General features: G+C 61.9%; 18 protein-coding genes. 5 read left to right on the forward strand and 13 right to left on the reverse strand.

The annotated features are described in order from the left end of the window. Window position 1 precedes the first annotated feature (1 nt). The 13 genes from ACFX4T_RS09745 to ACFX4T_RS09805 all read right to left on the reverse strand — a co-directional run bounded on the left by ACFX4T_RS09745 (window position 2) and on the right by ACFX4T_RS09805 (window position 13,506). Window positions 2-700 (reverse strand): DedA family protein, encoded by a 699-nt coding sequence (locus tag ACFX4T_RS09745; RefSeq protein ID WP_216924978.1) that lies wholly within the window; start codon window positions 698-700, stop codon window positions 2-4. Window positions 701-893: 193 nt separating this feature from the next. Beyond that, window positions 894-1,562, reverse strand: a complete 669-nt coding sequence (locus tag ACFX4T_RS09750; protein WP_377651612.1) for a DedA family protein — start codon at window positions 1,560-1,562, stop codon at window positions 894-896. Window positions 1,563-1,573: 11 nt separating this feature from the next. Continuing rightward, entirely contained in the window at window positions 1,574-2,884 is a 1,311-nt protein-coding gene (locus ACFX4T_RS09755; protein WP_377651613.1) for a thymidine phosphorylase, read from the reverse strand. Then, the gene (locus ACFX4T_RS09760) at window positions 2,881-3,294 is read right to left on the reverse strand and encodes a cytidine deaminase (protein ID WP_377651614.1); all 414 of its coding nucleotides are present in this window, start codon (window positions 3,292-3,294) and stop codon (window positions 2,881-2,883) included. The genes ACFX4T_RS09755 and ACFX4T_RS09760 overlap by 4 nt, the downstream gene beginning before the upstream one ends. A 2-nt stretch (window positions 3,295-3,296) precedes the next feature. Beyond that, on the reverse strand, window positions 3,297-4,586 hold the full coding sequence (locus ACFX4T_RS09765; RefSeq protein ID WP_377651615.1) for an ABC transporter permease: 1,290 nt from the start codon (window positions 4,584-4,586) through the stop codon (window positions 3,297-3,299). Then, window positions 4,583-5,962: an ABC transporter permease gene (locus tag ACFX4T_RS09770; protein WP_377651617.1), complete on the reverse strand. Its 1,380-nt coding sequence runs from the start codon at window positions 5,960-5,962 to the stop codon at window positions 4,583-4,585. Before ACFX4T_RS09770 ends, ACFX4T_RS09765 begins: the two co-directional genes overlap by 4 nt. Next, window positions 5,952-7,472 (reverse strand): ABC transporter ATP-binding protein, encoded by a 1,521-nt coding sequence (locus ACFX4T_RS09775; protein ID WP_216924888.1) that lies wholly within the window; start codon window positions 7,470-7,472, stop codon window positions 5,952-5,954. The genes ACFX4T_RS09770 and ACFX4T_RS09775 overlap by 11 nt, the downstream gene beginning before the upstream one ends. 165 nt (window positions 7,473-7,637) lie before the next feature. Then, window positions 7,638-8,705, reverse strand: coding sequence for a BMP family protein (locus ACFX4T_RS09780; RefSeq protein ID WP_223949249.1), 1,068 nt, complete (start codon window positions 8,703-8,705; stop codon window positions 7,638-7,640). Window positions 8,706-8,991: 286 nt separating this feature from the next. Then, a complete protein-coding gene (locus ACFX4T_RS09785; protein ID WP_377651619.1) occupies window positions 8,992-10,017 on the reverse strand; it encodes an NADP-dependent oxidoreductase in 1,026 nt (341 codons plus the stop codon). Continuing rightward, window positions 10,014-10,445, reverse strand: coding sequence for an organic hydroperoxide resistance protein (locus ACFX4T_RS09790; protein WP_216924886.1), 432 nt, complete (start codon window positions 10,443-10,445; stop codon window positions 10,014-10,016). Before ACFX4T_RS09790 ends, ACFX4T_RS09785 begins: the two co-directional genes overlap by 4 nt. A 55-nt stretch (window positions 10,446-10,500) precedes the next feature. Continuing rightward, window positions 10,501-10,935: a MarR family winged helix-turn-helix transcriptional regulator gene (locus tag ACFX4T_RS09795; RefSeq protein WP_216924885.1), complete on the reverse strand. Its 435-nt coding sequence runs from the start codon at window positions 10,933-10,935 to the stop codon at window positions 10,501-10,503. A 123-nt stretch (window positions 10,936-11,058) separates the two neighbouring features. Beyond that, on the reverse strand, window positions 11,059-12,264 hold the full coding sequence (locus ACFX4T_RS09800; protein WP_216924884.1) for an amidohydrolase: 1,206 nt from the start codon (window positions 12,262-12,264) through the stop codon (window positions 11,059-11,061). Between the two features lie 108 nt (window positions 12,265-12,372). Beyond that, window positions 12,373-13,506: a mannose-1-phosphate guanylyltransferase gene (locus tag ACFX4T_RS09805; protein ID WP_216924883.1), complete on the reverse strand. Its 1,134-nt coding sequence runs from the start codon at window positions 13,504-13,506 to the stop codon at window positions 12,373-12,375. Window positions 13,507-13,770: 264 nt separating this feature from the next. Here ACFX4T_RS09805 and sdhC point away from each other — a divergent pair, with 264 nt between their 5' ends. The 5 genes from sdhC to ACFX4T_RS09830 all read left to right on the forward strand — a co-directional run bounded on the left by sdhC (window position 13,771) and on the right by ACFX4T_RS09830 (window position 18,231). After that, window positions 13,771-14,151, forward strand: coding sequence for a succinate dehydrogenase, cytochrome b556 subunit (gene sdhC / locus ACFX4T_RS09810; protein ID WP_089594138.1), 381 nt, complete (start codon window positions 13,771-13,773; stop codon window positions 14,149-14,151). A 3-nt stretch (window positions 14,152-14,154) separates the two neighbouring features. Beyond that, window positions 14,155-14,631 carry a succinate dehydrogenase hydrophobic membrane anchor subunit gene (locus ACFX4T_RS09815; RefSeq protein ID WP_216924882.1) on the forward strand — a complete coding sequence of 159 codons (477 nt, stop codon included), beginning with the start codon at window positions 14,155-14,157 and terminating at the stop codon, window positions 14,629-14,631. Window positions 14,632-14,737: 106 nt separating this feature from the next. Continuing rightward, complete coding sequence (sdhA, locus tag ACFX4T_RS09820; RefSeq protein ID WP_216924881.1) at window positions 14,738-16,537, forward strand: succinate dehydrogenase flavoprotein subunit; 1,800 nt, start codon at window positions 14,738-14,740, stop codon at window positions 16,535-16,537. After that, window positions 16,537-17,319 carry a succinate dehydrogenase iron-sulfur subunit gene (locus ACFX4T_RS09825; protein WP_011773975.1) on the forward strand — a complete coding sequence of 261 codons (783 nt, stop codon included), beginning with the start codon at window positions 16,537-16,539 and terminating at the stop codon, window positions 17,317-17,319. The genes sdhA and ACFX4T_RS09825 overlap by 1 nt, the downstream gene beginning before the upstream one ends. A gap of 135 nt (window positions 17,320-17,454) precedes the next feature. Next, complete coding sequence (locus ACFX4T_RS09830) at window positions 17,455-18,231, forward strand: alpha/beta hydrolase (protein WP_377651621.1); 777 nt, start codon at window positions 17,455-17,457, stop codon at window positions 18,229-18,231. Window positions 18,232-18,291: the final 60 nt, after the last annotated feature.

Genomic DNA, 18,291 nt, shown 5'->3' on the forward strand with positions numbered 1-18,291 from the left:
CTTAGCCAGCAGGCTTGGAGAGGTCGACGCCGGCGACAGCGTTTCGCTGCGGGTCCGCCTTGGGTGCCTCCGCAGATGCTGCCGCCTCACGGGCGTGGTCCTTCTTCTCCGTGTCCTTCTTCTCCAGGTACTTGTGCCACCAACGAAGAACGTGGTCCACAACAATGCCCAGGATCACCGCGAACGCCACGGCAATGCCCACGCCAAGCAGCGGGTTGTTGTGCACCCATTGGCCGGCGAGAATGCCGATGCCGATGGAGTAGCAAACCCACGTGACGCAGGCAAAGGCATCCAGGAAGAAGAATGTCCTGTGGCGGAACCCCGTCTGTCCGGCAACGTAGTTCACAGCCACACGTCCCCAGGGAATGTAGCGGGCCGTGAAGATCAGGACTGCCCCACGTTTGTCCAGCTCATACTGGGCCCAGGCAAACATCTTCTGGACCTTGGGGCGCCGCATCCATTTCCAGCGGTTCAAGCCAATCTTGCGGCCCAGCATGTAGGCCATGTTGTCGCCGGCCATAGCGCCCACCAGTGCCGTGCCACCGAGGATCCACAGGTTGGGTTCACCGTTGTGGAGGGACAGTGCCGAGAGGCCAACGATGGCTGTTTCGCTGGGAAGGATGGTGGCGAATCCGTCAATGAAGAAAAAGACCAGAAGGACCGGGTAAATCCAAGGCTGCCCAGCTGCATGCTCGAGCATTTGGTTCAAAAACTCCACGCGGCGGTAGCTCCTAGGCGAATATGACTTGACACTGTGACGGAAGTCGCTCTTAGTGTCCCATGGCCGGGACGTCGTTCGCTACGCCCCAGCCTCGGGATCACACACTTAACGGTACGCGTGGAGTACGCGTTCCGTCGTCAACCGCCGGACTGATCTCCCGGCGTCGTTCACGTCATACCGTGGGTGGAGGCGGCGTCTCTTCCTCAGCCGTATTTGTGCCTTCAGCGATGTTCTTGCGGTCCAGCGGGACCGATCCGCGGACCTTGCTGATGATGCGGTCAATGATGATTCCCAGGATCACCGCCACCACAATCGCAATCACTGCGCCCAATAGATGGTTGTGCTCGAACCAGACCCCAAAGAAGTATCCCAGGACCACCGAATAGCTGGCCCACAGGATGGCCGACATTGCGGTCAGCCCAATAAAGCGGCGGTGGTTAAAGTGCGTGGCCCCGGCCGTCAGGTTCACCGCCACCCGACCGATGGGAATGAAGCGCGCCACCATGATGAGTGAGGCTGACCTCCGTCGAAGTTCCTTCCCAGCCCAGCGGAAGGCTCCTTGCATGCGCTGGGTTCGCATCCAGCGCCAACGCTGGATTCCGATCCGGTGCCCTATCAGGTAGGCAATATTGTCGCCGGAGAAAGCGCCAAGGGCTGCCACGACCGCGAGCAGCCACACGTTGGGTGAGCCTCCGCTGCCGGAGACAGCACCCAAGCCCACCACCACGGACTCGCTGGGAATGGGTGGGAAGAAGCCATCGATCAGACAGCAGGCCAAAACCAGGAACAACACCCACGGCTGCTGGGCCGCGGCAAGGATGAAATCGTTGATGGCCTGCACAGGATCTAAGCCTAGGCGATCCTATCGATGATCAGCTGATGGGCTGGTCGTGAGCCCTCCGGTGCAATCACCACGGCGTCCTGAAGCGCTTCCTTGGCCCGCTCAAACTTCTCAGGAGTATCGGACAGGAGCGTCATCAGCGGTTCGCCGGCCCTGACCAGCGCCCCCGGTTTGGCATGAAGGCGCACACCGGCTCCAGCCTGGACTTTGTCCTCCTTGCGGGCGCGGCCAGCTCCTAGGCGCCACGCCGCGACGCCCACGGACAGGGCATCCAGCTCCACCAGCACGCCGTCAGCCGGCGCGTAGACCACCTCGGATTCGTTGGCCACCGGCAACGCCGCGCGCGGATCGCCGCCCTGTGCTTCGATCATCCGGTTCCAGACATCCATGGCGCGCCCATCCTTGAGGGCAGCCGCGGGATCGGCGTCGTGAATGCCGGCACCGGCCAGCATCTCCTCGGCCAATCGGACGGTCAGTTCGACGACGTCTTCCGGACCGCCGCCCGCAAGGACCTCCACGGATTCCTCCACCTCGATGGCGTTGCCTGCTGTCAGGCCCAGCGGCGTGGACATATCGGTCATCAAAGCCACGGTGTGAACGCCCGCGTCCTTCCCCAAGGCCACCATGGTCTCCGCCAGCTCCCGCGCCCGTGCCTCGTCCTTCATGAAGGCACCGGAACCCACCTTCACGTCCAGTACCAAAGAGCCGGTGCCTTCTGCGATCTTCTTACTCATGATCGAGGATGCAATCAGCGGGATCGCTTCGACGGTTCCCGTGACATCGCGCAGGGCGTAGAGCTTCTTGTCAGCCGGCGCCAGACCGGATCCGGCAGCACAAATGACCGCTCCGACGTCCTGGAGCTGCGCCATGATCTCCTCATTGCTCAAGTTCGCGCGCCATCCGGGAATGGCTTCGAGCTTGTCCAAGGTGCCACCAGTGTGGCCGAGTCCGCGGCCGGACAGCTGCGGAACGGCCACGCCAAAAACCGCCACCAGCGGGGCCAACGGGAGCGTGATCTTATCCCCCACCCCACCGGTGGAGTGTTTGTCGCTCGTAGGCTTCCGGCCGCCGTCGGGCGTTGTCAGCGAGGAAAAGTCCATCCGCTCCCCGGATGCGATCATCGCCGAAGTCCAGCGCGAGATTTCCTCACGGTTCATGCCGTTGAGCAGGATCGCCATGTTCAATGCCGCCATCTGCTCCTCGGCGATAACACCGCGTGTATAGGCGTCGATCGTCCAGTCGATCTGTTCCGGTGTCAGCGTGCCTTTGTCGCGTTTGATGGAGATGATCTGAACGGCGTCGAAGGCTTCAGTGCTTCTCACGTGGTTTCCTCCAGGTTTTCGGGACCAAAGGCGTCAGGCAACACTTGGTCCATGGATTTGATTCCCTGCGTTGTCATGAGCTGCATGCCGGGCGCCCGGAACTCGAAGAGCAGCTGACGGCAGCGCCCGCATGGCATGAGGACGTTCCCTTGGCCATCGACGCAGTAGAAAGCCGCGATCTTGCCCCCGCCGGTCATGTGTAGTTGTCCCACCAAGGCGCATTCAGCGCAGAGGGTCAGACCATAGCTGGCGTTCTCCACGTTGCAGCCGCTAACGATCCTGCCGTCCTCGGTGAGGGCCGCAGCCCCCACCGGGAACTTGGAGTACGGGGCATAGGCCCGTTCCATGGCCTGTACTGCAGCTTCTTCCAGTGCATGCCAATCGACGCGCCTTTCGTGAAGAGTCGTCATCGTCAACCCTTCACGTACGGTATGCCGCTGGCGGCAGGTGGCCTCGACCTACCCACCAAACCGGCGACGGCGAAGATGGTCACCAGGTACGGCAGCATGGCCATGAACTGGCTTGGCACAGGGGTACCAATGATGCCCAGAATCGATTGCAGGTTGTACGCAAAGCCGAACAGCAGCGAGGCGAGGAAGGCACCGATCGGATTCCACCGTCCAAAGATCAGGGCCGCCAAGGCGATGAAGCCACGGCCGCCGGAGATTTCCTTGGTGAAGGAGTCGATGGTCACCAGGGTGAACACGGCACCACCGATGCCGGCGATGGCACCACCAAGCGTCACGTTCCAGAAACGGGTGGCGTTGACGTTGATGCCAAGGGTGTCCGCAGCCTGCGGGTGCTCGCCGACAGCGCGGACGCGCAAGCCCCAACGGGTCTTGAACAGGCCGAACCAGACGACGGCTACAGCCACGTACATGAGGTAGCCCGCGATGGATTGCTCAAACAGGATCGGCCCAATGATGGGAATATCCGAAAGGAATGGAATCGGCAGGATATCCAGGCGGCCAGGGGTGTTGAACTGCTCCTTGTTCGGAACCATGACGGTGCCGAACAGGAAGCCCGTGAGGCCGGAGACCAGCACATTCAAGACAACGCCCACAATGATCTGGTTGACGAGGTATTTGATGCTGAAGACCGCCAAAACCATGGACACTACGGCACCAGCTGCTGCGGCAGCGATCAGGCCGACATAGGGGCTGCCAGTCACCGTGGCAACCAAAGCGGCGGTGAAGGCACCTCCGAGCAGCTGGCCTTCGATGGCGATGTTCACCACGCCCACGCGCTCACACAAGACGCCGGAGAGGGAACCAAACACCAGGGGAACTGCCAACGTCACAGAACCCGCAACCAGGCCGGCGAGGGAGATGGACGGCTGGCGTGCACCGGCAACAATCCACACCAGCAGGGCGAAGACGAACACCACGGCGAAGGCGATGGGCAACCACTTCGGCGAGCGCTCCCCCCGTGTCCACAGGAAGATGGAGTAACCCGCCATGGCCAGGAGCAGGATGGCCAGGACAATGCCACCTACTTGCCCGGGAATCATCAGCGCCGGTACCGCGAAAGCGTCGCCTGGATCACTGATCTTCATCTCCGCAGTCTGATCCGGACCCATGAGGCCGAAGAAGATCAGCGCTATGAGTGCCAGGACGCCAAGCGAAACAGGGACCTTCAACGATGGGCGAAGTCCAGGCAGTGCTGTTGCTCCCGCCATGGGGGCGGTGGATGTTGCGCTCACTTGGCACCTCCAGCGGCGTTGGCAAGGGCAGCTTTCCGGGCGGCCTTCGGTGTCTTGTTCTTCTTCTTGGGCTCAAGCCGGAAGATCGACCTGATCAGTGGCGGTGCTGCGATGAACAGGACGATCAGTGATTGGACCACCAACACGATGTCGATCGGCGTGCCCGTTTGGATCTGCATCTGGACTGCACCAGCCCGGAATGCACCAAACAGGAGGCCCGCGAAGAACGTGCCCCACGGAGTGCTTCGGCCAAGCAGCGCAACCGTGATGGCATCGAAGCCGATCTGCGCTGCAATGCCGCCGGTCAGCACCTTTTCCGTACCCGCTACCTGGGCAACTCCGCCAAAGGCTGCGAGCGCGCCGGCAAAGGCCATCACCAGGATGGTGGCCCGGGGTACCTTGACCCCTGCTGTTCGTGCGGCCACAGGGTTGGCTCCGACAGCCCGGAACTCAAAGCCAATGGTGGACCGGTTCAACATCCACCACACGCCGTAAGTCAGTAACACCGCCACCAGGAAGCCCAGGTGGAGCCGGGAACCCGGAATGATCACCGGGTAGGCAGCAGTCTCGTCCAGCCGCGGCGAGATGGGGCTGTTATCCCCCGGGCGCCGGAAGGCAGCGGTGTTCAACAGGAAGTCCAGGAGGAACAGCGCGACGTAGTTGAGCATGATGGTCACGATGACCTCGTGCGCACCCGTCCTGGCTTTGAGGACCCCAACGATCGCACCCCATGCGGCGCCGCCGAGCACGCCCATGATGATGACGAGCAGCAGGTGGAGCCCGAACGGCAAATGCCAGGTGAAGCCCACGTAGGCAGCCAACGTGGCGCTGATGATGATCTGCCCCTGGGCACCGATGTTGAACAGACCGGCGCGGAAGGCCAGGGCAACGCCCAGGCCAGCGCAAATCAGGGGCGTGGCCACCGTCATCGTTTCAAGCAGCGGCATGAGTCCTTGGCGGGGGTTGAATACCGAGCCCTGGAACAATGCGACGTAGCTCTTGGTCATGGCATTCCAGAGCGCCAGCAGGAAATCGGTAGGCCGTGCGAAGAAATAGCCCGCGGTCTCGGCAACCGTCTTGTCCGTACTTGCAATCAGCAAACCGCCCAGGAACAGTGCCACGATGACCGCCAGGACGGACACGAAGCCGTTGCCCATGACGATCCTGCGCATCGTGCTGCCTTCGTGGTGGCCGGTGTCCCCGCTCTGCGAGGACACAGGAACGATTGACGGCTCCAGCGTGCCGCCGGCCGTGTCCAGTGCGACGTCCGCCGCGCGCACTTCCGCGGCGGATTCTTCGGGAGTCTGGTCCTTACTGGGGGTCTGGTCGTTACTGGGGGTCTGGTCCTTGCTGGGGGTCTGGTCCTTACTCGTCATGGGAGCCTCCTTCCGGGCCGACGCCGGCCATCATCAGGCCAAGGGTGTCTCGGGGAGTCCCCGCAGGGACAATACCCACGAGCTTCCCCTTGTAAAGCACGGCGATCCTGTCCGCGAGTTCGATCACTTCATCGAGTTCCGTGGAGATGATCATCACCGGCGTTCCCACGTCCCGTTCGGCAACGATGCGTTTGTGCAGGAATTCGATGGAGCCGACGTCCACGCCACGCGTGGGCTGGCTTGCGATGAACAGCCGCAAGGGCCTGGAGAGCTCACGCGCCATGACCACTTTTTGCTGGTTGCCGCCGGAGAGGGTTCCGGCCGCAGCTCCCGCGGAGGGCGTCCTGATATCGAACTCCTGGATCTTGGCTTCGGCATTTTCTGCAACCTTGGAGGGCTTCATGCTGATGCCGCTGGCAAACGGTGCTTGGTCGTAAAGGTCCAGCACCAGGTTCTCGGCAACAGAGAAGGGACCCACCAGGCCGTCCACTGTGCGGTCTTCCGGGACAAAGCCGACGCCGGAGCGCAGCACGTCCTTGACCGGCAGGCCCAGGAGCTGCTTGCCATCCAGCGTCACGGATCCCGTGACGTGCGGCTGGATACCGAGGATGGCTTCCGTCAGCTCGGTCTGGCCGTTGCCTTGGACACCTGCGACGGCGAGGATCTCGCCTTGGGCGATGTCGAAGCTGATGCCGTCCACCACGTTGGTGCCATTGGGGGCCCGGACTGTCAGGTCCTTCACTACGAACGTTGTTTCCTTGGGCTGAGCGGTTGCCTTGTCCAAGGTCAGGCTGACCGGACGGCCCACCATCATGGAGGCAAGTTCGGAGGCCAGTGCGGTGGGAGGGGCATCCCCTACTACTCTGCCGCGGCGGATTACCGTGATGACGTCAGAGACTGCCTTCACTTCGCGCAGCTTGTGTGAAATGAACACGATGGATGTGCCGCCTGCCTTGAGCTGGCGCATGATATCCAGGAGTTCATCGGTTTCCTGGGGCGTGAGGACTGCCGTGGGTTCATCCAGGATGAGCACTTTGGCCTCGCGGACCAGGGCCTTGATGATCTCGACGCGCTGCTGGACGCCGACTGGCAGGTCCTCCACCAGGGCGTCGGGGTCGACGTGGAAGCCGTACTTCTGCGATATGTCCCGGATTTTCTTTCGGGTTTCGTCAATGCTGAGGACCCCGCCGAAGGACGTTGGCTCAGCCCCGAGGGCCACATTTTCGGCCACTGTGAAGACAGGAACCAGCATGAAGTGCTGGTGCACCATGCCGATACCGGCGGCCATGGCGTCGCCGGGGCCGCGGAAGTTAACGAGCTTGTCATCAACAAGGATTTGCCCGGCCGTCGGTTCGTAGAGTCCGTACAGCACGTTCATGAGGGTTGATTTTCCGGCGCCATTTTCGCCGAGGAGGCAATGGATCTGGCCCGGTTCGACCACGAGGTCGATGTCTTGGTTGGCGTAGAAGGTCCCGAAGGCTTTCGAGATCCCCTTCAATTCGAGTTTCACAACTCCCACCGTTCTTTGAGTCCGAGGGACGGCCGTACTGCTCCAAGCCATTGGCTTTGAGCAGAAGCCTATTCTTGGGAGGGCCCGCAAGATAGGCGCTGGCCAGGGCAAAAAACGAGCCGCCAGTACCGGCACTCGGTACTGGCGGCGCGTCCAGGAATTGTTTTACTTCTTAGGGCTTGCCGCCGATTCAACAACCAGCTTGCCGGACACGATGTCCGCCTTCAGCTTGTCGAGCTCGGACTTGGTGTCCGCGGAAATTGCCGAATCGAGATCGTGGAACGGGGCGATGGCTACGCCCTCATTGGCCAGGGTGCCAACGTAGGCTTCGTTGCTGAACTTGCCATCCTTGTCGTCCTTCACCACGTTTTCCACCGCTTGACCCATCTGCTTGACCACGGAGGTCAGCATGAGGTCCTTGTACTCAGGGGCGGTGAGGTAGCCATCGGAGTCAACCCAGATGAGCTTGACGTCCTTGCCGGCTGCCTTGGCTTCCTTCAGAGCTGCACCTGCACCCTTGCCCACAGGGCCCGCTACGGGCATGATAATGTCCGCGCCCTGGTCCAGGAGGTTCTTGGTGATCTGCTTGCCGGTGTCCTGCTTCTCGAAGTCGCCCGTGAACGAGCCATCCTGGCTGGTCTTGTCCCAGCCGACCACCTGGACGGACTTGCCCTTGGCCTTGTTGTAGGCCTGGACGCCGTCATAGAAGCCGTCCATGAAGATGGTGACCGTGGGAAGCTTGATGCCGCCGAAGGTACCCACCTTGCCGGTCTTTGTTGCTGAGGCAGCCGCGTAGCCAGCCAGGTAAGCGGCCTGCGCGGTGTCGTAGACCACGGGCTTCACGTTCGCGACGGGGGTCGTGTACGAGTAGTCGATGATTGCGAAGTGTTTGTCCGGGTTCTTCTCCGCGGCAGCCTTGGTGGCATCGCCGAGGAGGAAGCCCACCGTAAAGGTCATATTGCAGCCTGCGGAGATCATGCCATTGAGGTTGGTCTCGTAGTCGCTGTTGGCCTTGGACTCAGCCGACTTCATGGTGATGCCGAGGTCCTTTTCGGACTTCTGCAGGCCTTCGAACGAGGACTGGTTGAAGGACTGGTCATCGAATCCGCCGGAGTCGGACACGATGCAGCCGATGTAGTCGCTCTTGGTGGGAGCGCCGGAACCAGCGCTTGGAGCTTGTCCGCAACCGCTGAGCATGAGGGCGGCCGCACCTGCAGTTGCAATGCCGGCCATTGAACCGCGCTTAAGGGTGGCACGCAGTGGGTTCTTCAATTTTCCTCCAGGAAGAAAGTGAGTCGCGCTACGACGGATGGTCAATGAGTGTCCGTTTCGAATACCCGAGGCAGAAATTCTGTTTTCACTGAAGTTCGCAGCACTGCGCCGAAGCGCCTTGATACCCCCAACACTAGTGGCGTGGACCACACGCAGGTAGCACAATTCAGTCCTCAAGGGCAGATCGTTGACTTTTTGTTACCAAGCAGTAGCCGGGTGTGCAAGTCACACCCGGCCCACGCCTACATCACAGTCGGACAAGCATCTTTCCGGTGTTGGCGCCGTCCAGCAGGTCAATGAACGCCTGCGGCGCATTCTCCAGCCCATCCACGATCGTCTCGTCGTAGCGAATCGTTCCGTCCGCGAGCCAACCGGCCATCTTTCCAGCGAACTCTGCGGCGTGCTGGCGCTGTCCGCCCACCAGGAATCCACGCAGGGTCAGCTGCTTGCCGATCGCCAGCGCGAGGTTCCTGGGCGCAACCGGCGGTTCGGTGGAGTTGTATTGGGCAATGGCACCGCACATGGCAACGCGCCCGCCCACAGTCAGCGTAGCCAGGGCGGCTTCAAGGTGTTCGCCGCCGACGTTGTCGAAGTAGACATCGATGCCGCGCTCCCCCGCAGCTTCACGCAACTGCTCAAGTACGGGACCATCGTTGTAGTTGAAGGCTGCGTCAAATCCGAGCTCCAGGAGCCTGGCAACCTTGTCCGCTGATCCGGCGCTGCCGATCACCTTGCTGGCTCCGGACGCCTTGGCAATCTGGCCCACCATGGATCCCACAGCGCCGGCCGCCCCGGACACGAAGACGACGTCGCCTTCTTTGAACTCGGCCACGTTGAGCAGGCCCGCGTATGCCGTCAGACCCGTCATTCCCAAAGCGCCAAGGAACGCCGACGTAGGTGCCAAGCCGCTTGGAACCGGGGTTGTCGCAGCCGCGTCGACCACCGCGAGCTCACGCCACCCCAGTTGATGCACGACGACGTCACCCACCTTGTGCGCATCGGACCTGGACGCTATCACCTCGCCTACCGCACCGCCGTCGAGCGCTGCGTCCAGGCGGAACGGCGCAGAGTAGGACTTGACGTCATTCATCCGTCCGCGCATATAGGGATCTACGGACATGAACTGGTTCCGGACCAGGACCTGCCCGTCCTGAAGGTCCGGCAGCATGGAGGCGGCCAGGCGGAAGTTCTCCGAAGTTGGGCGGCCGACAGGACGCGAGGAGAGCTGGATTTCCCGGGATTCCACTGGCAGGACGGTTGCTTTAGGGCTCATGCTGCAAACTCCACAAGCTTGAGGTCAACGGCCATGTTGCCGCGGGTGGCGTTGGAATAGGGGCAGATCTGGTGTGCTTTGGCCATCAGTTCCTCCGCGGTATCGCGATCCAAGGCCGGCAGGGCGATCTCAAGCTCGGCGGCCAGGCCGTAACCCTCGCGGTCAGTGAGTGCACCGAAGTGGACCTTGGCGGCAACTGCGGAATCGCTGAGGTCAACGCGTTCCTTGCGGCCCACCAGGCGCAGTGCGGAGTGGAAGCATGCCGCGTAGCCGGCGGCGAACAACTGCTCGGGATTGGTGCCCTGGCCGTTGCCGCCAAGCTCGACCGGGCTGGCGAGGGCGACGTCGAGTTTGCCGTCGTTGGTGCGGGCGTTGCCATCGCGGCCTTCGCCGGAGGCCAAAGCCTCGGCAGTGTAAAGAGTCTTCACGAATCTTCCTTTTCTCTTGGAAATCAGTGGGCTTGTGTGTGGCTTGGAAAAATTCTCAGAGTGACTTCTGCAATGCCGCCGTGAGTTTGCCGAGCGTCGCATGCAGTTGCCCAATCTCGTCCGGGGACAGGCCGGCGGCCTCCGCGAGACGCTTGGGGACAGCCTGGGCGCGCGTGCTCAACTCCCTGCCGGCGTCGGTCAGGACAACATCCACCCGACGTTCGTCCTCAACGGAACGGTGGCGCTCTACGAGACCCAGCGCCTCAAGGCGCTTCAGGAGGGGCGACAACGTGCCGGAGTCGAGCCCGAGTTCGGCGCCAAGTTCACGGACGCTGCGCGGTTCCTGCTCCCACAGGACCAGCATGACCAGGTACTGCGGATAGGTAAGGCCCAACTCGTCCAGCACGGGGCGGTAGACCGCCGTCGCGGCCTTGGACGCTGAATACAACGCAAAGCAGACCTGATGGCGGAGGCGGGGTGCATCACTCATGAATAAAACGATAGTGCACAATTCAATTGTGCACAACTTATCTAGCCGTACTGCCACCCAACTGAGTCGCAGTTAAGCGCGTTTTGAGAGCTCAAAACGCGCTTAACTGCTACCCAGTTGGGTTTACTCCTGGAGGTCCCGGATGGTGCGGAGCGCGGCCGCTGTCAGGACACGAATGGCGTAGCCAAGGGCGCGTTCATCCACAATGAAGTCGCCACGATGGAGATCATATTCCTCGCCGCCGGGCGTGTGTGTGCCGAGCCGCATCATGGCGCCCGGGAGGTCGGCGAGGAACCATGCAAAGTCTTCGCCACCCATGGACTGGGGCGTCAGGACGACGGCGTGCTCACCGAGTTCGGCCCGCGCCGCCGCTTCAATGAGGGCCGTCTCGTGCTCCGAGTTGACCACGGGAGGAACGCCGCGGGTGTGCTCCAAGTGCACGTCCACGCCGTAAGGAGCGGCAACCTGCTTCACGACGTCGTCCAGCAACTCCCCGGCACTGTGCCAGGCATCGCGGTCAAGGCAACGCATGGTGCCCGCCATGTAGCCAGTGCCCGGGATGGCGTTGGGTGCAGAACCTGCCGAGATCTGGCCCCACACCACTGACACTCCGCTGCGGACATCCACGCGACGGGAGAGCACTGCGGGTACGTTGACCGCAATTTGTGCCAGGGCAAAGACCAGGTCTTCCGTCAGGTGCGGCCTGGACGTGTGGCCTCCGCGGCCCGTGAGCTCGATCTTGATGGTGTCCGACGCCGAGGTGATGGCCCCGATGCGGGTGCCGATCTTGCCGACGTTGATCCTGGGATCGCAGTGCAACGCAAGGATCCGGGGAACGCCCTCCAGCACACCCTGCTCAATGCAGGACAAAGCACCGCCGGGCATGGTCTCCTCAGCCGGCTGGAAGATGATGCGGACAGTCCCGCCCAGCGGGGTGTTCTTGTGCATCCGCTGCAGCACCAAAGCAATGCCGAGCATGGTGGTGGTGTGGACGTCATGCCCGCAGGCATGGGTGACGCCGTGGTTCTTCGAAGCAAACGGCAGACCCGTTTCCTCGATGATGGGCAAGGCGTCGATGTCACCACGCAGAGCAGTGGCAATAGGACCTTCCCCCACGTCAACCGTAAGTCCGGTTCCTTCAAGGCGGCGCGGCTGCAAGCCGGCAGCTTCGAGCCGCTCCACGAGTTTGTCGGTGGTGCGGAATTCCTTGAAGGAGAGTTCAGGGTGCGCGTGCAGGTCCCGCCTGAAATCGATGAGTCCAGGCAGCAGCTCATCCACCCACGGGCTTACAACGGGTGTCGGCTCGGTTTCAGTCGTGTAATTGCGCACGTCACAACTCTAGCCATCCACGGCCTCCGAAGAACGAAAGCCACCTCTTGGTTACGCTGCGTTCAGGCGCAGGACAACCAAAGAGGTGGCTCACGGTATAAGCGATTGCTACAGGACGTCCGTATCGCCGCTGGCTTTCAGGGCGTCAACAGTGCCCTTGACCAACTGGGCATGTTCCTTGGTAGTCACCAGGAGGGCGTCGGGCGTGTCCACGATGACCACGTCCTTGATGCCGATCAGGGCAATAACGCGCTTGGTATCGGACACCACTACGCCGCTCGCATTCTCGGCAAACACGCGGGCACCTTCGCCAAGAACGGTAACTTCATCGACGTCGCCCGCGTTGTTCAGGCGGCCGATTGCGGCAAAGTCGCCAACGTCGTCCCAACGGAAAGTACCAGGCACGACGGCGACATCGCCGGCTGCCGCTGCCGGCTCGGCAACTGCGTAGTCGATCGCAATCTTGGGCAGTGTCGGCCAAACACGCGCGGTAACTTCAGCGCGCTGGGGGGTGTCCCATGCTTCGGCGATTTCCTGAAGGCCCTTGAACAACTCCGGCTGGTTCGCTTCGAGGTGCTGGAGCATGAGCGCTACGGGAGCCACGAACATGCCTGCGTTCCAGACGTAGTCCCCTGCTTCTACATATTTGTTGGCAACTTCCTGGCTGGGCTTCTCAACAAACTCAGCCACGGCAAGCGCGTTCGGAGCGCCTTCCACGTTCAGCGCTTCACCGGAGCGGATGTAGCCGAAGCCGGTGGACGGGTGCGTCGGCTTGATGCCGATCGTGACGATCTTGCCCGTGGCAGCAGTGTAAATTGCCTCGCGCACGGTGTCCTGGAAGAGGTCGTCAGGGCTGATCACCTGGTCCGCTGCGAACGAACCCATGATGGTCTCCGGGTCGCGGCGGTGGAGAATCGCGGCGGCCAATCCGATGGCAGCACCGGAATCCTTGGGCTCGCTCTCGAGCACCAACTCGTCATCGCCCACCTCGGGGAGCTGTCGGCATACAGCGGCGCGGTGTGCCTCGCCGGTCACAACGAGCACCCGCTCGCCGGCCAGCGGCTCAAGGCGGTCATACGTGGCCCTCAACAACGTGCTGCCGGAGCCGGTCAGGTCGTGGAGGAACTTGGGCGCAGCGGCACGCGAGAGTGGCCACAGCCGGGTCCCCACACCGCCCGCCGGAATAACCGCGTGGAAGCGGTTCAAGGGAGATTCCGGGAATGTCGCGTCTTCTGTACTCACCGCAACACTTTATCCGACGCGGCGGCGAAGCCCCGCAGGCCGCCGCGCATGTGGCCTTCGTCTCACGAAGCACGGAAAATCGCCGAAATATCGCCTAAATAGGGGCAGGAAACATGGAATTAACAACCAGAGAAGCGCGTCCTAAATTGAATAAGCTGGTAGCGAAGCCTAGATTTAGGCGTGAGCTACGAGTGCTCTCGCAGCAGGCGTTCCCCCCGCATGGATCCCATGCCAGCGCCGCTGTGTTGCAGGAAGGTTTAATCAGTGCCGACAAAACCAGCTGGCACCTTGTACCGCGGCCGTGAAGGCATGTGGTCCTGGGTTGGACACCGTATTACCGGTGTAGTGATCTTTTTCTTCTTGTTGGTCCATGTGTTGGACACCTCATTGGTGCGCGTGTCCCCTGAGGCCTACACGGCCGTCATTGGTGCTTACAAGAACCCCCTCATGGCCCTGGGTGAAACGGGCCTGGTCGCTGCGATCATCTTCCACGCCTTCAACGGCCTTCGTGTGATCGCCATCGACTTCTGGAAGAAGGGCGCGAAGTACCAGCGCCAAATGCTGTGGATCGTGCTTGCGCTGTGGCTGGTCACGTTCGCCGGCTTCGCTATCCGCCACCTTTCCCTCGCGCTGGGAGGCCACTAGACCATGACGACGATCGAATCCCCCCGCAGCGGAAAAATCGGTTCGGGCAAGATTGCTCCGAAGTACAACCGCACCGGCTCCAGCCGTGGCAACTTCGAGATGATCGCCTGGCTCTTCATGCGCCTCTCCGGCATCGTCCTGGTGGTGCTGATCTTCGGCCACCTCTTCGTGAACCTGCTGGTGGGTGAGGGTATCCACGCCATCGACTTCGGTTTCGTTGCCGGTAAGTGGGCAGATCCCTTCTGGCAGTTCTGGGACCTCGCCATGCTCTGGCTTGCCATGTTGCACGGAACCAACGGCGTCCGCACCATCATCAACGACTACGCGGAAAAGGACTCCACGCGCTTCTGGCTCAAGGTAGTCCTCTATGCAGCCACGGCTGTCATCATCATTCTCGGCACACTGGTGATCTTCACGTTCAACCCGTGCCCCGTCGTCGACGGCGTTCAGCTGCCTGGCGGCTTCTGCCCGGCCCCGTAGCGGCTTCCTGGCGCAGCCGGCCGGCCCTGCAGGGAACCGGTTGCGCCTGACTTAGCGGAACAGCCTCCGCCGACCATCTGAATTTTTGAAAGAGAGAGCATCTGGTATGCAGGTCCATAAGTACGACGTCGTCATTGTCGGTGCAGGTGGCGCCGGCATGCGCGCCGCGATCGAATCCGGTCAGCGCGCACGCACAGCGGTACTGACCAAGCTCTACCCCACCCGCTCGCACACTGGTGCAGCCCAGGGTGGCATGTGTGCAGCACTGGCCAACGTCGAAGAAGACAACTGGGAGTGGCACACCTTTGACACGATCAAGGGTGGCGACTACCTGGTTGACCAGGACGCAGCCGAGGTCATGGCGAAGGAAGCCATCGACGCCGTGCTGGACCTGGAGAAGATGGGTCTGCCGTTCAACCGCACGCCCGAAGGCCGGATCGACCAGCGCCGCTTTGGTGGCCACACCCGCGACCACGGCAAGGCTCCTGTCCGCCGTGCTTGCTACGCTGCCGACCGCACTGGCCACATGATCCTGCAGACGCTGTACCAAAACTGCGTCAAGCACAACGTTGAGTTCTACAACGAGTACTACGTCCTTGACCTGCTGATCGTCGAAGAAGACGCAGTACGCGAAGACGGTACCCCGTACAAGCAGAAGCGTGTCGCAGGCGTGGTCTCCTACGATCTTGCTTCCGGCGAACTGCACGTTTTCCAGGCCAAGTCCGTAGTGTTCGCTTCCGGTGGTGCCGGCAAGGTCTTCAAGACGACCTCCAACGCCCACACCCTCACGGGCGACGGCATGGGCATCGCCTTCCGCCGCGGCATCCCCCTGGAAGACATGGAATTCTTCCAGTTCCACCCGACCGGCCTCGCAGGCCTCGGCATCCTCCTCACCGAGGGCGCACGTGGTGAGGGTGCCATCCTTCGTAACTCCGAGGGTGAGCGCTTCATGGAGCGTTACGCCCCCACCATCAAGGACCTTGCACCCCGTGACATCGTGGCCCGTGCCATGGCAAACGAAGTGCGTGAAGGCCGTGGTTGTGGTCCAAACAAGGATTATGTCCTCCTGGACCTCACCCACCTTGAACCGGCCCACATCGAGGCCAAGCTTCCGGACATCACGGAGTTCGCACGCACCTACCTGGGTGTTGAGCCGTTCACCGATCCTGTCCCCGTGTTCCCCACCGCGCACTACGCCATGGGCGGCATCCCCACCAACATCACCACCGAGGTGCTGCAGGACAACGACACGATCGTGCCGGGCCTCTACGCAGCCGGTGAAGTTGCCTGTGTTTCCGTGCACGGCTCGAACCGACTCGGCACCAACTCGCTCCTGGACATCAACGTCTTCGGCAAGCGTGCCGGCATCGCCGCTGCGGAGTACTCCAAGACAGCCGACTTCGTCGAGCTGCCGGAGGACCCGGAAGCAATGACCCGCGGCATCCTGGAGGGCCTGCTCAACGGCAACGGCACCGAGCGTGTTGCCCAAATCCGCAAGGAACTCCAGGACACCATGGATGCGAACATGCAGGTGTTCCGTACCAAGGAGTCCCTGGAGCAGGTTCTTAGCGACATCGCTTCCTTCGAAGAGCGCTATAAGAACGTCACGGTCCAGGACAAGGGCAAGCGCTTCAACCTGGACCTCCTGGAAGCCGTGGAGCTCGGCTTCCTGCTGGACATGGCCAAGGTCATGACAGTCGGTGCGCTGCACCGTGAAGAGTCGCGTGGTGGCCACTACCGCGAGGACTTCCCGGACCGCAATGACGAAAAGTTCATGAAGCACTCCATGGCTTACCTGGACAACTCCGTCACCGTCGACTCCTCGGCGGAATCTGTTGCGGGCATCCGTCTCGAGACGAAGCCCGTCATCTTCACCCGTTACGAGCCGATGGAGCGTAAGTACTAATGACGACCGAAATGGCAGAGCCCGCTTCCAAAATCGAGCTCCCGGCAAGCGTTGCGGGCGACGGTGAAATTCCCACCTTCCACATCACGCTCCGCGTTCGCCGCTACGACCCCGAGATCTCGGACGAAGCACGCTGGGACGACTACAAGCTGACCATGTACGGCACGGACCGCGTCCTGGATGCCCTCCACAAGGTCAAGTGGGAGATCGACGGCAGCGTTTCCTTCCGCCGCTCCTGCGCACACGGTGTCTGTGGTTCGGATGCCATGCGCATCAACGGCCGCAACCGCCTCGCCTGCAAGACGCTGCTGAAGGACCTGGACACCACCAAGCCCATCACAGTCGAGCCGATCAAGGGCCTCCCCGTGGAGAAGGACCTGATCGTGGACATGGAACCCTTCTTCCAGTCCTTCCGCGAAGTCATGCCGTTCCTGATCAACAAGGGCCACGAGCCCACCAAGGAACGCCTGCAGTCCGTTGAGGACCGTGAGCGCTTCGACGACACCACCAAGTGCATCCTGTGCGCAGCCTGCACCTCGTCATGCCCGGTCTTCTGGACCGACGGCCAGTACTTTGGTCCGGCCGCAATCGTCAATGCACACCGCTTCATCTTCGATTCCCGTGATGACGCCGGCGACATGCGCTTGGAAATCCTGAACGACAAAGAAGGAGTGTGGCGTTGCCGCACCACCTTCAACTGCTCGGAAGCATGCCCCCGCGGCATCCAGGTGACCCAGGCAATCGCCGAGGTCAAGCAGGCCATCCTGGCCCGCAAGATCTAGTTCACCCAGGATCACTGAGGTACTCAAGGACAGCACGACGACGGCGCCGCTCACCACTGTTGGTGAGTGGCGCCGTCGTCGTTAATCTTCGGCACCGTTCCCTGAACCGGGCCTCGTAAATACAAGGAGACCAACGTGTCACGCCCTGAGAAGATCACTTTCACCGGAAGTACAGGCGACGCCTTGGCCGGCATCGTAGACGTGCCTGAGGGCCCTGTCCGTGGCTGGGGCGTGTACTCGCACGGCCTGACCCTGGGCAAAGACAGCCCCGCTGCTTCACGGATCTGCAAAGGGCTCGCGGAGCAGGGTGTGGGCATGCTCCGGTTCGACAACCTTGGCCTGGGCGGCTCTGCCGGGGAATGGTCCGCAGGTTCATTCAGCGTCAAGGTGGCTGACACAATCCTCGCTGCGGAGTTCATGCGGGAGCAGGGCAGGGAGATCTCCTTGCTGGTGGGCCACTCGTTTGGTGGAGCTGCCGTGCTGGCTGCTGCGCGCGACATCCCCGGACTCAATGCCGTGGTAACCGTGGGCGCGCCTTACGAGCCAAAGCACGTTGAGCACATGTTCGACGCCGAAATCGACTCCATCCTGCGCGAGGGCAGCGCCGTGGTTGACCTGGGCGGCAGGCCCATGGAAATCCGCCGGCACTTTGTGGAGGACGTGGAACGCGCTGACCTGCGCGACTGCATCCGCACCCTCCACAAGCCGTTGATGGTGATGCACTCCCCCACCGACAACACCGTGGGCATCGACAACGCCAGCGAAATCTTCCGTACCGCGCGGCATCCCCGTAGCTTCATTTCGCTGGAGGGCAGTGAGCACCTCCTGACGGGCAAGGGACAAGCCGCACGGGTGGCACGGATCATCAGCGCCTGGGCCGATCCGTATCTGGAGGTCCGCGCCGCCCACTGAAGCAACCCGGGGTCACTTAGGGCCCATGTTTCCCCCTGGTAAGGGCCCTAAGTGACCCCG

The organism is Paenarthrobacter sp. YIM B13468 (genome assembly GCF_042788025.1).
GTDB lineage: Bacteria > Actinomycetota > Actinomycetes > Actinomycetales > Micrococcaceae > Arthrobacter > Arthrobacter aromaticivorans.